Annotated in this window: 12 protein-coding genes; 7 read left to right on the top strand and 5 right to left on the bottom strand. The window is 66.1% G+C overall.

What is annotated here, in order from left to right:
* Window positions 1-10: 10 nt before the first annotated feature.
* Window positions 11-1,849: a long-chain-acyl-CoA synthetase gene (locus D3872_RS09225; protein WP_119810493.1), complete on the bottom strand. Its 1,839-nt coding sequence runs from the start codon at window positions 1,847-1,849 to the stop codon at window positions 11-13.
* Between the two features lie 283 nt (window positions 1,850-2,132).
* On the opposite strand from D3872_RS09225, the gene D3872_RS09220 reads away from it, so the two are divergent.
* The 3 genes from D3872_RS09220 to D3872_RS09210 all read left to right on the top strand — a co-directional run bounded on the left by D3872_RS09220 (window position 2,133) and on the right by D3872_RS09210 (window position 7,492).
* Window positions 2,133-3,491 (top strand): spinster family MFS transporter, encoded by a 1,359-nt coding sequence (locus tag D3872_RS09220; RefSeq protein ID WP_119810492.1) that lies wholly within the window; start codon window positions 2,133-2,135, stop codon window positions 3,489-3,491.
* A 3-nt stretch (window positions 3,492-3,494) separates the two neighbouring features.
* Window positions 3,495-4,868 (top strand): MFS transporter, encoded by a 1,374-nt coding sequence (locus D3872_RS09215; RefSeq protein WP_229459237.1) that lies wholly within the window; start codon window positions 3,495-3,497, stop codon window positions 4,866-4,868.
* Between the two features lie 317 nt (window positions 4,869-5,185).
* The gene (locus D3872_RS09210; RefSeq protein WP_182915745.1) at window positions 5,186-7,492 is read left to right on the top strand and encodes a TonB-dependent receptor; all 2,307 of its coding nucleotides are present in this window, start codon (window positions 5,186-5,188) and stop codon (window positions 7,490-7,492) included.
* 96 nt (window positions 7,493-7,588) lie between these two features.
* Here the strand turns inward: D3872_RS09210 and D3872_RS09205 are convergent, their stop codons facing one another.
* Complete coding sequence (locus tag D3872_RS09205) at window positions 7,589-8,362, bottom strand: SDR family oxidoreductase (RefSeq protein WP_119810490.1); 774 nt, start codon at window positions 8,360-8,362, stop codon at window positions 7,589-7,591.
* A 133-nt stretch (window positions 8,363-8,495) separates the two neighbouring features.
* On the opposite strand from D3872_RS09205, the gene D3872_RS09200 reads away from it, so the two are divergent.
* The gene (locus D3872_RS09200) at window positions 8,496-8,936 is read left to right on the top strand and encodes a nuclear transport factor 2 family protein (RefSeq protein WP_119810489.1); all 441 of its coding nucleotides are present in this window, start codon (window positions 8,496-8,498) and stop codon (window positions 8,934-8,936) included.
* 4 nt (window positions 8,937-8,940) lie between these two features.
* Here D3872_RS09200 and D3872_RS09195 read toward each other — a convergent pair whose 3' ends face one another.
* From D3872_RS09195 to D3872_RS09185, 3 genes are read right to left on the bottom strand one after another with little or no spacing between them, the layout of a single operon-like run.
* Entirely contained in the window at window positions 8,941-10,092 is a 1,152-nt protein-coding gene (locus tag D3872_RS09195) for an MFS transporter (RefSeq protein WP_119810488.1), read from the bottom strand.
* A 7-nt stretch (window positions 10,093-10,099) separates the two neighbouring features.
* Window positions 10,100-11,041: a bifunctional OB-fold nucleic acid binding domain-containing protein/MaoC family dehydratase gene (locus D3872_RS09190; protein WP_119810487.1), complete on the bottom strand. Its 942-nt coding sequence runs from the start codon at window positions 11,039-11,041 to the stop codon at window positions 10,100-10,102.
* A gap of 2 nt (window positions 11,042-11,043) precedes the next feature.
* A complete protein-coding gene (locus D3872_RS09185; RefSeq protein ID WP_119810486.1) occupies window positions 11,044-12,258 on the bottom strand; it encodes a thiolase family protein in 1,215 nt (404 codons plus the stop codon).
* Window positions 12,259-12,490: 232 nt separating this feature from the next.
* Between D3872_RS09185 and D3872_RS09180 the strand changes: the two genes are divergently transcribed.
* From D3872_RS09180 to D3872_RS09170, 3 genes are all read left to right on the top strand, one after another.
* Window positions 12,491-13,243: an electron transfer flavoprotein subunit beta/FixA family protein gene (locus D3872_RS09180; RefSeq protein WP_119810485.1), complete on the top strand. Its 753-nt coding sequence runs from the start codon at window positions 12,491-12,493 to the stop codon at window positions 13,241-13,243.
* A 46-nt stretch (window positions 13,244-13,289) separates the two neighbouring features.
* Window positions 13,290-14,216 carry an electron transfer flavoprotein subunit alpha/FixB family protein gene (locus D3872_RS09175; RefSeq protein ID WP_119810484.1) on the top strand — a complete coding sequence of 309 codons (927 nt, stop codon included), beginning with the start codon at window positions 13,290-13,292 and terminating at the stop codon, window positions 14,214-14,216.
* Between the two features lie 44 nt (window positions 14,217-14,260).
* Window positions 14,261-15,552 (top strand): NAD(P)/FAD-dependent oxidoreductase (locus tag D3872_RS09170; protein ID WP_147373844.1); only part of this gene is annotated, 1,292 nt, incomplete at its 3' end.

Raw genomic sequence — 15,552 nt, 5'->3', positions numbered from 1 at the left:
TCCGGAGCTGTCAGGCTTTGCCCTTGAAAGGCGGCAGCCCGGCTTGCTCGAGCGCGGCGGCGGAGTAGGGCTGGTAGGTGCGGCCCTGCTCGTCGCGCACGAACAGCGGATCGTCGAAGGCGCGCGGATCGTAGCCCTGGGCCTGCAGGTCGACCTTGCGCAGCTTGTAGGTGCTGGTCAGTTCGGCGGCGCGGGCGATGCGCACGAACAGCGGTGCGGCGTAGCGCGGTAGTCGCTCTTCGGCCATCGCATACAGCGCCTGCGGATCGAACTGGCATCCTGGCTGCATGACGATCGCCGCCATGCCGGCACGGCCCTCGTGCTCGGGCACGGCGACGCCATAGATGTTGATCAGCTCCGCCCCCGGCAGGTCGGCGAGCGTCTCGGCCACTTCGAGCGTCGAGACGTTTTCGCTCTTCCAGCGGAAGGTGTCTCCGATCCGGTCGACGAAGTAGAAATAGCCGTCGGCGTCATAGCGCAGCAGGTCGCCCGAACTCCAGTAGGCGTCGCCAGTGCGGAACACATTGCGCAGGATTTTCTGCTCGGTCGCCGCTGCCGAGGTGTAGCCTTCGAAGCGGCCGCCGCCGATGTCCGGATCCGTGACGATCAGGCCAGTGGCCTCGCCGATCTCGCCGGCTTCGCACAGGATGCAGAAGCCGTTCTGGTCGCGCACCAGCTGGTCGTTCTCGATGTCGTAGCGTAGCAGGCGGAAGTTGGTCTTGTTCCAGTCGGGCACGCGGCCGACGGCGCCTGGATAGTTGTCCACGTTGATCAGGTTGGTGTTCGCCTCGGTGCCGCCCCAGCCTTCGTAGATGTCCATCGGGCCGAAGCGCGCCACCCAGCGGTTCCAGGATTCGGCGTTGAAGCCGGCGCCCATGATGGCGCGCAGGCCGTGGTCGCGGTCGGCGGGGGCGGGCGGCTGGTTGACCAGGTAGCGGCAAAGTTCGCCGATGTACTGCCAGACCGTCACCTTGTGCAGCCGGATGTCGTGCCAGAAAGCGCGCACGCTGAACTTGCGCCGCATTGCGATAGCGGCGCCGGCCTTGAGCGCGGTCGACGTCACCGCCAGCGAGGCGGCGCCGTGATACAGCGGCAGGCAGCAGTAGAAGGTGTCGTCGGCGCTGGCGCCGATCGTCACATTCATGACGTCGCCCGACATCAGCCAGCGCATATGGCTGTAGATCGCCGCCTTCGGCAGCCCGGTGGTGCCCGAGGTGAACACCAGCACGGCGGGATGCTCGGCGGTGATGCCCTCGCGCAGGCTCGGCGGCGGCGCCGTGCGCGGCGCATTGGCCACCGCGCGCGCAAACGAGAAGTCCATGCCCTCGCGCAGAGCCGCCGGCAGCGGCTTCTCGGGGTCGGGCAGGAAGAACTGCGCCACCGGCGGCAAGCCGGCGGTGGCGCTGAAGTGGGCGTGGCATTCTTCGCCGACGATCACAAAACTGGCGCCGGTGCTCTCGATGGCGTGTACCAGCGCGCGCCCGCTGACGTTGGTATTCAGGAAGGCTACCACGGCGCCGATCTTGAGCAGGCCAAACCAGGTGAAATAGAACTCCGGCCGGTTCTCGATGGCGATCGCGCAAACGGCGCCGGGGCGCAGTCCGTGCGCCAGCGCCGCGTGCGCGAACTGGTTGGCGCGCGCATCGAGCTCGGCGTAGGTGAAGCGCTGTTCGGCGTAGGCCAGGAACAGGCGTTCGCCGGCGTCGCGCGCCTGCTGCTCGACCCGGTCTGCAATCGTGTACAGGTCCTTGGGCTTGATCGCCGCGCTTGCCGCGTTGCGCCGGTCGAGCTTGGCCTGGGTGGCATCGCGCGACACGCACGCGCTTGGTGGTGCGGTGTCCTTGCTCATGCACGCTGCTCCATATCCGCTTCTCCTGGTTGTCAATATCGGTGAAATAATGTGCGGGCAGACCGGCGCAACAACGCGCGGTTCTGCTCATCCTGAAAGCGATGATGTTCCCGAGGGACTGCGCCTGCATCGTCTGAGCAGACTAAAGCGGCCGACCGGGGGTTCCGGCCGATTGGGGGGCGCGTATCATGTTGTTGGACGGCACCCGGCGCCTAGTCCATTTGAAGGGGGTGTCCGTGCCGGGGCCGTGTCACACTGGCCTATCCAAACAGGGGATAACATCATGTCCATATCAAGTTACGCAGGGAACGCGGGCGAGGCCGCCGCACCGCCGGTGCCGGCCTGGCGCCGCCACTACACCTTGCTGCTGCTGACCTTCGTCTACGCGATGAGCCTGATCGACCGGCAGATCATGGGTGTGCTGATCGAGCCGGTGAAGCGGGAGTTCCAGGTGTCCGACACGGCCATGGGCCTGCTCACCGGCCTGGCCTTCGCGCTGTTCTATTCCACCCTGGCGGTGCCGATGGGGCGCCTGGCCGACCGCAGCAACCGGCGCAACATGGTGGCCCTGTGCTGCGGCGCCTGGAGCCTGATGACCGGGCTGTGCGGACTGGCCGGCAGCTACTGGCAACTGGCGGCCGCGCGCGTCGGCGTGGCGATCGGCGAGGCCGGCGGCACCGCGCCGTCGCTGTCGATGATTGCCGATCACTACCCGCCACGCCAGCGCAGCCGCGCCATGAGCGTGTTCATGCTGGGGCCGCCGCTGGGAACCCTGTTCGGCCTCGGGCTGGGCGCCTGGCTGGCCCAGCGCTACGGCTGGCGCAGCGCCTTCTTGTGGATGATGGTGCCCGGCGTGGTGGCGGCCATCCTGTTGCGCACCGGCGGGATCGAACCGCTGCGCGGGCGCTGGGACAGCAGCAGCGAAGCTGCCAGTGCGAGTGCGGGCGCCGGCGAATCGCTGGCCACGGTGGTGAAGGCGATGTGGGCTTCGTCGGCCTTCATGCGCATTACCGTGGCCGGGCTGCTGCTCGGCTTTGCCGGCTACGCGATCGGGATCTGGAGCACCGCCTTCCTGGTGCGCAGCCATGGCCTCGCGCTCAAGGACGCCGGCATCCTGATCGGCCTCACCAGCGGCGTCGCGGCGATCTGCGGCTCGCTGTTCAGCGGCTGGTTGTGCGACCGCCTGATCCAGCGCGATGTCCGCTGGCAGCTCGGCGTGCCCATCATCGGCTTGCTGCTGGCGCTTCCGCTCGGCGTGATTTACCTGCTCTATCCGGCCGGCAACGACTGGCAGGTCGGCCCCCTGAAGGTGCCCCATGCCATGGTGTTCAACCTGCTGTTCTCGTTCTTCTCGGTCTGGTGGACGGCGCCGAGCTTTGCCGCGCTGACCGCGCTGGTTGCCTCGCATCGGCGCACCACCGTGCTGGCCCTGTACAGCCTCGGCCTGACCATGTTTGGCGGCGGCCTTGGGCCGCTGTTCGTCGGCATGCTCAGCGACGCATTGACGCCGATGTTCGGCGCCGAAGCGCTGCGCTGGGCCCTGGTGAGCGCGATGGGCGCGTACGTGCTGGCGATGGTGGCGTTTGCGACGGCACTGAACGCCTATGCGCGCAGCCAGGCCGGGGTTCCTGCGGCGCGCTGAGCGGTGACCGACAAGATCATCCAGGCGGACGGCGCTGCCGTCACGCCAGAGGGTTTGGCGCAGCCACAGGCGGAGGCGCCGCATCCCGCCGGCAGCGTGCGCGCAAGGCGCCGCTTCCTGTTGCTGTTGACGGCGATGGCCGTGCTGTCGGCGATGGACCGGCAAATCCTCGCGGTGGTGGTCGAGCCGGTCAAGGCCGAGTTCGGCCTGAGCGATTTGCAGATCGGCCTGGTCAGCGGGCTCGGTTTCGCGCTCTCGTTCAGCCTGCTCGGCGTGCCGCTGGGAAGGGTGGCCGACCGGGTGGAACGGCGCAGCCTGATCGCCTTCACGCGCGGCCTGGGTGGCTTGGTGGCGGCGCTGGCTGCCGGCGCGACCGGCTTCTGGACCCTGATGGTCTCGCGCTCCGGCAGCGCGCTTAGCGACGCCGGCGGCGCTCCCGCCTCGATGTCCCTGATCGCCGACCTGTATGCGCCGGCCCAGCGCTCGCGCGCGATGAGCGTGTTTGGCGTCGGCTCCGCCCTCGGTGCGATGCTGGCGCTGGTGCTGGGCTCGTGGATGGCGCAGCGCTGGGGCTGGCGCGCGACCCTGGCTATCGTGGGCGCCAGCGCGGTCGTGCCGGCGCTGATGCTGCGCCTGTTCATGCGCGAGCCGCCGCGCGGCGCGGCGCCGCAGATTGTCCAGGATGCGTCCGGCGCAGGCGCCGTGGCGCTGGTCTGGCGCGCCCCCGTCGCGCGCTGGCTGATGGTAGGGGCTGCCTTCACTTTACTGGCCGGCTATTCCTTCGGCGCCTGGAATTTCAGTTATCTGGTGCGCAGCCATGGCCTGAGCTTGCGCCACGCGGGATGGGTGTCCGGGCTGGCGGCAATCGCTTCGGTCGCCGGTAGCCTGGTGGCCGGCGCGCTCGCCGACCGGCTGGTGCGGCGCCGCCATGCGCGCTGGCAGATCGGCGTGCCGCTGTGCGGCGTGACGCTGGCGATGCCGATCGGCCTGCTGTATTTCGCGCTGCCGGCCGGCCAGGCCGGCGCCGCGGCGCTGATGGTGTCGCTGTTCGCGTTCTTCATCGCGTGGTGGGTGGCGCCTTGCTACGCCGCCCTCAGCCTGGTGGTGCCGCACCAGCGCCGCGCCACCGCGAGCGCGATGGTCATGCTGGCCGGTTCGATCGTGGGCGGCGGGATCGGTCCGATTTTCACGGGCGCCCTGAGCGCCTGGCTGACGCCCTGGCTGCACGGGCAGGCGCTGCGCGCGGCCCTGATCTGTACGGTCGCGTTGATGAGCCTGTCCGTCTATGCATTCTGGCGTGCGATGCGCGCCTATCCCGCAGCACTGCGCGGCATGGCCGACAGTGCTGCCGCTACGCCCGCCCAGCCGGCGGTGTAGCCGATGGCACCGCGCGGCGCCCACCTTCCCATATCGAACACGCCGGGGCGTCCGCACGCACGGGGCCCCGTGCGGCGCGCTCGATCGGTGCGCATCGATAGTCCACCTGAAACATCGCCAGTACGTCCAAGTGGACGATGTTTGGGCTCACAGGGCATATATATTTTGTTCCAGTACCAAGAGCCAATCGCTCGCTGGAGAATTCGATGATGCGACACGAGTTTACGAAGGCGACGCAACTATAAAATGCTGCAACTACTGGAGGTTTGAGGATGACAATCAGAAAATACACGTTGGCCGTGCGGATCTTGCCGCTCATGATCGCGACTGCCTATGCCGGCAACGCGATCGCGCAGGAGGTGATCGAAACGGTTGTCGTCACCGCGCAAAAGCGCAAGGAAAAGTTGCAGGACGTTCCGCTTGCCATGACGGCGATCGGCGGCGCGCAACTGGAGACCCGCGGCATTGAAGGCATCAAGGACCTGACTGGCCTGGCGCCGAACGTGACTGTGAAAGCCGCCGCTCCCGGCGCCGGACTGATCGCCGCCATCTCGATCCGCGGTATGAACCAGGGCCAGCCGGCGATCTGGGCCGATGGCTCGGTCGGCATGTACGTGGACGGCGTATTCGTTGGCAAGAACCAGGGTGCGCTGTTCGAGGTCGTCGACCTCGAGCGTGTGGAAGTGCTGCGCGGCCCGCAGGGGACCCTGTTCGGCCGCAACACCGAAGGCGGCGCCATCAACATGATCACGACCAAGCCGACCGGCGAATGGGGCGGCAGCGCGACCATCGATGTCGGCAATTACAACCGCCACTCGGAGCGCATTGCGATGGACCTGCCGGCCTTCGGCATCATGCGCACCAGCCTGGCGCTGCGCAATGAAAAGCGTGACGGTACCATCGATAACCCGAATGGCGCCGCGTGGGACAGCCGCGATCGCCAGGCCGCCCGTTTTGCGGCGGGCTTCGACATCTCGAAGAACTTCAAGATCGATTACGCGTATGACCGTTCGAAGATCGACGAGACGCCAGGTGCGATTTCGCTGATCGACTCGACCGGCTACGCCAAGCTGTACACGGCGCCTGGCATCGCCGGTAATTACAATTTCTTCCAGAATGCCGCCGGGCCGAAGAGCCTGGGCAGGCTGCTGGCGCAGTACGTCAACACCGGCTATCCGGACGCAGTGGCCACCGATCCGACCAGCGCAAGGTTCGGCAACGCCTATTTCAACAAGCTGGACACGGACGGGCACTCGCTGATCGCATCGTATGAGATCAGCCCAAGCAACGCAGTCAAATACATCGGCGCGCGGCGCAAGATGCACTACCAGGACCGCACCGACCTCGATGGCACGCCAATCCAGGTGTACAACGCGGGGAAGAATACGCACTACGTCTCGACCTCGCATGAGCTGCAATGGATCGGCAATACGGAAAAGATGAATTATGTTGCCGGCGCCTACCTGTTCCGCGATGACGGCAATACGCTCTCTTACCAGGATGGTTTGTTCTATACCTTCAACTTCGCGCCCGCGCAATACAAATTGCCCTACTACCGCATCCGCACCGATGCCGCCGCGGTGTTTGGCCAGGTCGACTACAAGCTTACCCCGCGCCTGAACGGGACCCTGGGCCTGCGCTACACGCGCGAGGAGAAGAAGGGCGACATCTGGCGCGCCAATACCAATGCCAATTTCGATCTCCCCGGCAGCCCGGGCGTGAGCTACCAGCCCGGCTATACGCCGCAGAGCGCCGAGGCAACGTTCTCGTCGACCACTCCGGTGCTGGCGCTCGCCTACAAGCTGACCGACAATGTCAACCTGTTCGGCCGGTACGCCAAGGGCTTCAAGGGCGGAGGCTTCCCGCTGGAGGCGAACACCAACGGCGCCACCGGGACCGGACCATTGGTACCGTTCAGCCCGGAGATCTCGACCAGCTACGAGGCCGGCGTCAAGTCGACTTTGCTAGGCGGGAAAGCCCAACTGAATGCCACGGTCTTCCTGACCAACGTGAAAGACTGGCAAACCTCGCAGCTGCCGCCGAACGGCACCTCGCCGACCATCACCAATGCCGGCAAGGTGCGCACTCAGGGCCTGGAACTGGAAGGAAAGCTGCAGGTCGCCGACGGCTGGCGCGTCCAGGCCAGCTATGGCTTCCTCGATGCGAAGTTCAAGGAATACATGGCGTACAACCAGCTGGGCGCTCTGGTCAATATCGCGGAGAATACCCGCAACAGCTATGCGCCAAGGCACTCGCTCAACCTGAACCTCGATGGGCGCCTGGCCGAGACCAGGTTTGGAACGCTGCGTGGGATCGTCGACTATACCTACACGTCCAACTACGTCAACTACGCGGCGCAGAAGTCGGCGATCGGTACCAATGTCGCGATCGGCAATTCCGTCGAGGAATCCACCATCCCGGCGCTGGGCCTGGTCAACGCGCGCCTGCTGCTGGCCAATATCCCGATGTTCGGCGATGCCGGGACGGTCAATGCATCGCTGTGGGTGCGCAACCTGACGGACGTGCGCAAGCCGGTGGCGCATATCGACGTCGGCGGCTATTACCGTATCGCTGGCTGGCAGGAACCGCGTACCTTCGGACTGTCGCTGAACTACAAGTGGTAAGCCGGGGTTGATGTGCTGCGGGGGCTGCGGGAAACCGCAGCCCCCGTTTTATTGGTGGGCCAGGCACGATTCCGGAAGGTCCGGAATACCGCGGAATCAGAACCGCGTTGGCCGCATCATGGCATCGATCCCGCCGTCGACAAAGAACTGCGCGCCATGGACAAAGCCGGCCTGTGTGCTCAGCAGGAAGAGGATCACCGCCGCGATCTCCTGCGGCTTGGCGCTGCGCCCGAGCGGCGCGACAAAATCGCGCACCGCCTTCGAATAACGCGGATCATCCAGGCTGGCCTGCAGCAGTGGCGTTTCCGTTACACCCGGCGCCACGGTATTCAAGCGTACTCCCGCGCGTCCCCAATCGACTGCGCGCTTGCGCACTGCCACCGTGACCGCATTTTTCGAGCCGGCATAGGCGAAATTCCCGCGCTTCTCGCCCGCGCTTTCCAACACGCCGGCGACCGCTGCCTCATCGCCAGCTTCCAGCACCGCGGCGAGCCTGTTGTCTTCCCAGCTCAGATGCGCGGACGCCACCGACGACACCACGACCGCGGCCGGTTTGCTTCCTTTTGAAAGCGCTGGCAACAGGCCGTCCAGCAATTCGACCGCGCCGAAATAGTTGACCGACACAATACGCGCGGGCGGCTCCACCTGTACGCCGAGGCCAGCGCACAGCACCAGGCCATCGAGCACGCCATCGCACCGCGCCAGGACGCCGGCCACCGCCTGCGCACGCCCGTCTGCGGTCGACAGGTCGGCATTCAGGTCCGCGTTGCGTATGTCGATGCCGATGACTTGATGGCCGGCCGCACGCAAGGCCTCCGCGGTGGCGGCGCCAATGCCGGAACCCGATCCTGTAATGGCAATTTTGGTCATGTGTTCTCCTGTAATTTTAGATGTGAAACTCATTGTGGTCCGTGGCCGGCGGCCCAGCAGCCCCCAAACGGACGATACGGGTGGCGTCCCGCGATGTTATGTTCAAGCTTTTGGACTAACCGAGGGAGTATAGATGGATACCAAGATTTTGCTGCTTGAGCGCGAGCTCCACCTGGTCCTTTGCCGCTATACGCGCGCTTGCGACCAACGCGACTGGCCTGCAATGGATGAGGTTTTTATCGAGGAGGCCAGCGCTGAATTTGGCAGCGGGTACCGCCTGCAAGGACGCGAACCGATCGTTGCCATGATCCGCGGGCATCTGGACGGCTGCGGACCTTCGCAGCACCTGCTCGGCAATCTGGTGGTCGATGTCAATGGCGCTGCAATCGACAGCCGCGTATACGTCCGTGCGGCGCATCGTGGCGCTGGCAGCATGCGGGACCTGACCTATGAATCGCTGGCCGAATACCAGGACCGCTGGACACTGACACCAGCCGGCTGGCGCATTGCCCACCGGCGCATGGTGATCAGCCACGAAACGGGACGCCGCGACATCCTGCGTCCAGCCGCCTAGCTTGTTACGCGGCGATCGCGCGGCTGGAACGGCGCCAGGCGGTCGCCAGCACCGGCGCCAGCGAGGACGCAAACGCCAGGCCCAGCACGGCGGCGATGCCAGCGTCGGCGAGCAGGTAGCCCGCCAGGCCCGGTCCGACCATCGAGCCAAGCGCAAACGCCGCCGGCACCAGCACGATCGCACGGCCGCTGCGGTCGGTATGGGCAATCGCGGCGGTCTGGAACACGCAGCCGCAGGTGAAGAAGAATTCCCAGGTCCAGGCGCCCAGCGCGAACGTGACCAGGCCGCCGCCGCTGGCGAGCAGGGCCAGGCCGGCGGTGCTGCCGGCCAGCACCAGCAGGAAGGGCAGGCGCCGTCCGAGGCGTTCGCCCGCGAACGCGACGGCGAATCCGGCGACACCACCGAGCAGCTTGAGTACGGCAAACACCATGCCCATGCCGGCCGGCGCGACCTGGCTGGCGGCGCCGATGCGTTCCAGGAAGGCCCACAAGCCTACGTTGCCGACCAAGAACAGGAAGAACACGGCCAGGCTGGCCCAGGATGCCATCGGCAGGGCGGCCCCGGGCGCGGCGTTGCTGGCCGGAACGCCGCGCGGCCCGCGCGGCAGCCACAGGGCGGAGACCGCCAGCAGCAGGACGACACCGGCCAGGCCAAGCGCCGCGCCGGTATAGCGCCAGCTGGCGATGAGCAGGGGCGGCAGGGCGAACAGCACCGCCGCGGTGATCGACAGTTCGACGCCCAGCCGCACGCCCAGCGCGCGTACCTTGTCGGGCTGGTCGGACAGGATGCGCATGCCCAGGCAGGTCATGGTCGAGGCGAAGAAGCCGATCAAGGCCCACAGCAGGTAGAGTATGTCGACGCGCACCACCGTGGCGCTCAGGGCGAACGCGCTGGCGGTGGCGCCGGCGCTGACGATGGTCAGCGTACGCCAGTCGATCCGGTTGATCCAGAACGGCGCGCCGAGCGTTCCCGCCAGGTAGCCCGTGAAGCAGACCGAGCCCATCATGCCGATGGTGTCCGGCGGCAGCCCGAAGGTGTCGGCCATGCTGCCCAATACCACCGGCAGCGAATTGAAGGGCAGTCCGCCGATGGTGGAGGCGATGCTGGCGGCGAGAATGATGGCGAGCAGCGCCCGTCCGGAAAGTGAATTGGCCATGCCGCGACTACATGTAGAGCACGACGAGGTCGTTGACGACGGCCGGCCGCGGGTCGCCCACCACATGGATGTTGATCTCCATGGTCATTTGCACGCCGCTCTTGACCTGCTCGACCGCCTTGATGCGGTAGCGCGCGTGGATCCGGCTGCCGGAGGGAACCGGCGAGGCGAAGCGCAAGCGGTCGGAGCCATAGTTGACCATGTTGTTGAAGCCGGTGACTTCGAAGTCGAGCGGCAGCGTGAGCCTGCTGACCAGCACCTGCACCAGTGCGCCGTGGGCGATGGTGGTGCCGAATGGGCTTTGCGCGCGCGCTTTTTCAGGATCGGTGTGGATCCAGTAATCGTCGCCGGTCAGCTCTGCGAACTGATCGATCAGGGCCTGCGTCACGACGAACTCGTTCGACCAGCCGGAAAAATCCTGGCTCACCAGCGTGCGCATCGCGTCGAGGTCCTTGCACGCGACCTGTCGGCGCGGCGCTGACGGCGCCGGCTCCGCGATCGCCGGCGCGGCCGTTGTGGCTTCGATCACGCCGGCTTGATCCGAGTCGAGCGAGGTGTAGCGCAGCAGGGTCACGCTGCCCGGGCGATCGTCGAACACGGGGCGCAGCCGCATGCCGACCTTCAGCGCGGCTTCGTCGATGCCGACCAGGGTGGTGTTCATGTGCGGGCCCTGGTCGAATTCGACGACGGCCAGGATTTGCGGCATCTCGTCGGCAAATTCCGGCAAGGTCGGTATGCGCGCCACGGTATAGGTGTACAGGGTGGCCGCGCCGGACACCTCGTGCCACGCCAGGCTGGCCGAGGCGCAGCGCGGGCAGTGGGCGCGCGGGAAAAAGATCCAGTGATTGCAGTCGGCGCATTGCTGCAGGCGTACCTGGTGCGCTTTCAGGCCGTCCCAGAACGGCTGCGAGATCGTGGTCGGCTGGGGCAGGGGCTTGTTCCAGTCCATGTTCACGCTCCGCGCAGGATCAGTGCGCCCTGTTCACTCATCACGCCGCCGGTGCCCGACACATAAGCCAGGTCGTGGCGCGCGAGCTGGCGTGCGCCAGCGCGGCCCTGAAGCTGGTGCAGCGCCTCGATCACCTGGGTCATGCCGCCGGAAGTGCCGGTCTGGCCGAAGCTCAATTGTCCGCCATGGGTATTCATCGGGAAGTTGCCTTTGTAAGTGAAGTCGTTCTCGCGCAGGAAGCGCATGCCCTGGCCTTTTTCGCAGAAGCCGGCGTCTTCCAGCGTCAGCATGACAGTGATGGTGTAGCAGTCGTAGACCTGGGCCATGTGCATGTCGGCAGGCTTCATGCCGGCCATCGCAAACGCCTTGCGCGATGCCGGGCCGATTGGCGTGGACAGCATGTCGCGCGCATAGGTCGGCGATTTCGATTGCACATGCTCGCCGCAGCCGATGACCTCGACGGCGCGGTGCCTGCAATTGCGCGCAATGTCGGCGCGGGTGACGATGACGGCTGCGCCGCCGGCCACCGGCATGACGATTTCGAGCATGCGCAGCGGCTCGGCCACCATGCGCGAATTGAGCACGTCGTCGATGCCGATCGGCTGGCCATAAAACATCGCCAGCGGGTTGGCGCAGGCGTTGAAGCGCTGGTCCACCGCGATCCGCGCCAGCGCGGCGGCGTCGTAGCCGTGCAGCGCGGCATAGCGTTGCGCGATCATTGCGTAGCCGGTGTTTTGTGCCATGTGGCCGTAAGGCAGGTCGAGCTCCGCTTCGGGCGCGCCGAAATGGGTGCTGTGCCCGCCGAAGCGCGATGCCTTCATGACCTGCAGGGAGTGGTCGTCCTGTTTGCCGACCGGGGCCAAACGCGATGGAATGACGCACAGCACGGTGTTGCACAGGCCGAGCTCGATCGCCGCCGCCGCCCGCCACACCATGCCGACCGAACTGGCGCCGCCGAGGTCGATCACTTCGGCGAAGTCGAGCGGCACGCCCAGGTATTCGCCCACCATGGCAGGCACGAACATGCTGGCCTCATGGAACTGCGGGCCCTGGACCACCAGGCCGTCGATATCGCGCAGCTCCATGCCGGCGTCGTCCAGTGCCTGCCGCGCCAGGTCGGCCACCTGCTCGAGGTGGAACATGCGCGGTGCGGTTGAGTATTTTTCCGGCTTGTACTGCGCGGCGCCTACCACGGCGGCTTGTCCTTTGAGTCCCATTTTCTTCCTTCATCGTCCATGGCTGTTTGCCCATTTTGCCAGCGGGCGCCGGGCTGCCATCGTCCGGGCGGACTACGCCCCGGAGTTACTCCTTTCGGACGATGTTTTTGACAGCCATTGGCCTGAATCTCGCTATACGGGGCGAGCCATTCCGACTATACCGGAGATGGCCGGAAGGATGCGCTTGGACAGCATCGCGATCACGGCATCAAGTTACACAGAGGAGTAGTCCATGAAAGTGTTAGTACCAGTTAAACGGGTGGTCGACCACAACGTCAAGGTGCGCGTCAGATCCGACGGCAGCGGCGTCGAGCTCACCGGGGTCAAGATGTCGATGAACCCCTTCGATGAAATCGCGGTGGAAGCGGCGATCCGGCTGCGCGAAGGCGGCCAGGCGGCCGAAGTGGTCGCCGTTTCGTGCGGCGCCAGCCAATGCCAGGAAACGCTGCGCACGGCGCTGGCCCTGGGCGCCGACCGCGCCATCCTGGTCGAGACCGGCGACGCGCTCGAACCGCTGGCCGTGGCGAAGCTGCTCAAGGCGGTGGCCGAACAGGAACAGCCCCAGCTGATCATCCTTGGCAAGCAGGCGATCGACGACGATTGCAACCAGACCGGACAGATGCTGGCGGCGCTGCTGGGCTGGCCGCAGGCGACCTTCGCGTCGAAGATCGTGGTCGACGGCGCCACCGCGACGGTGACGCGCGAAATCGACGGCGGGCTGGAAACGCTGTGTCTGCGCCTTCCGGCGATCGTCACCACCGACCTGCGCCTGAACGAACCGCGCTACGTCACGCTGCCCAACATCATGAAGGCGAAGAAGAAGCCGCTCGACAGCTGCACGCCTGCGAGCCTGGGCGTCGATTGCGCCGCGCGCCTGGAGACGCTAAGCATGCGCGAGCCCGCCGTGCGTGGGGCCGGCGTCATCGTCAAGGACGTGGCTGATCTGGTCGCCAAGCTCCGGAGCGAAGCGAAGGTCATCGCGTGAACCGCATCCCATTCCACACATCTTCAACAAACATTGGAAAGCTACCATGGCAGCACTAGTCATCGCCGAACACGATAACCTGGCCCTCAAGGGCAGCACGCTCAACACCGTCAGCGCCGCGCTGGCATGCGGCGGCGAAGTCCATGTGCTGGTCGCCGGCCACGACTGCGCGGCCGTGGCCGCGGCGGCAAGCGGCATCGCCGGCGTAAGCCGGGTGCTGGTCGCCGGCGGCGAACAGTTCGCCCATGGCCTCGCCGAAAACGTGGCGAACCAGGTGGTGGCGCTGGCCGCCGGCTATTCGCATATCCTGGCCCCGGCCACCGCGTACGGCAAGAACATCCTGCCGCGCGTGGCCGCGCTGCTGGACGTGGCGCAGATATCGGAAATCACCAGGGTGGTGGCGCCGGATACCTTCGAACGTCCGGTCTATGCCGGCAATGTAATCGCCGTGGTGCGCTCGCGTGATGCCGTCAAGGTCATCACCGTGCGCACCACCGGCTTCGACGCCGCCGGCGGTGGCGCTTCAGCGCCAGTGGTTGCGGTCGATGCGGTCGTGGCCACCGGCGACAGCGACTTCGTCGGGCGCGAACTGGCAGCGTCAAGCCGTCCCGAGCTGTCCGCCGCCAAGGTCATCGTTTCGGGCGGGCGCGGCATGGGATCGGGCGATAACTTCAAGATCCTCGAACCCCTGGCCGACAGGCTGGGTGCAGGCATGGGCGCCTCGCGCGCCGCGGTCGATGCGGGGTTCGTGCCGAACGACTGGCAGGTCGGGCAGACCGGCAAGGTCGTCGCGCCGTCCCTGTACATCGCGGTCGGCATCTCCGGCGCCATCCAGCACCTGGCCGGCATGAAGGACTCGAAGGTCATCGTGGCGATCAACAAGGATCCGGAAGCGCCGATCTTTGGCGTCGCCGACTACGGCATTGTCGGCGACCTGTTCGACATCGTTCCACAGCTGGTCGACGCGCTGTAAGGATCATCATGACCAACACGCAAGCGCACGGTTCCCGCGAGACCATGGAATACGATGTCGTCGTGGTCGGCGGCGGCCCCGCCGGCCTGTCGGCGGCGATCCGGCTCAAGCAGCTGGCCGCGGGACAAGGCAAGGAGGTGTCGGTCTGCGTGCTGGAAAAAGGCGGCGAGCTGGGCGCCCATATCCTGTCGGGCGCCGTGATGGACCCGCGCGCGTTGACCGAACTGATCCCGAACTGGAAGGAACTGGGCGCGCCGCTCAATACGGAAGTGAGCGAAGACCGCATCCTGTTCCTGACTGAGAAGAAGGCTTACCGTACGCCGGGCTTCATGGTCCCGGCCTGCTTCGAAAACCACGGAAACTATGTCGTCTCGCTAGGCAAGGTGGTGCGTTGGCTTGGCCAGCAGGCTGAAACGATGGGAGTCGACATCTTCCCGGGCTTTCCGGCGGCGGAAATCCTGTACAACGGCGACGGCTCGGTCAAGGGCGTCGCCACGGGCAGCATGGGTGTCGGGCGCGACGGCGAGCCGGGCGCCGACTTCCAGCCCGGGATGGAACTGCACGCGAAATACACGCTGTTCGCCGAAGGCGCGCGCGGCCACCTCGGCAAACAGCTGATGGACAGGTACGACCTCAACGCCGGCAAGGATCCGCAGTCGTACGGCATCGGCATCAAGGAACTATGGGAGATCGACCCGGCCAGGCACAAGCCCGGGCTGGTGATCCACACTACCGGCTGGCCGCTCGACTCCGCTACCTACGGCGGCTCCTTCCTGTACCACCTGGAGGATAACCTGGTCGCGGTCGGCTACGTGGTGGGCCTCAATTACAAGAATCCCTACCTGTCGCCGTTCGAGGAATTCCAGCGCTACAAGACGCACCCCGAGATCCGCACCTTCTTCGAAGGCGCCCGGCGCATTTCGTACGGCGCCCGCGCGATCACCGCCGGCGGCCTGCAGTCGCTGCCGAAGCTGGTGTTCCCGGGCGGCGCGCTGATCGGCTGCGATGCCGGTTTCCTCAACATGAGCCGCATCAAGGGCAGCCATGCGGCGATCAAGAGCGGCATGCTGGCAGCGCACGCGATGTTTGGCGCGCTCGGCGAAGCGCGCGGGCACGACGAGCTGGCAAGCTATCCGCAGGCGTTCGAGCAATCGTGGCTGAAGGAAGAACTGCATGTGGCGCGCAACGTCAAGCCGTGGCTGTCGAAGGGCCTGTATCTCGGTTCCGTCATGACCGGCATCGACCAGATCCTGTTCCGCGGCAAGGCGCCATGGACGCTGCGCCGTACCCACGCCGACCATGAGTGCCTGAAGCCGGCCGCCGGATACAAGCCGAT

It is taken from the genome of Massilia cavernae (assembly GCF_003590855.1).
Taxonomy (GTDB): Bacteria; Pseudomonadota; Gammaproteobacteria; order Burkholderiales; family Burkholderiaceae_D; genus Telluria_A; species Telluria_A cavernae.
This window is presented reverse-complemented; position numbering and strand designations above follow the sequence as displayed.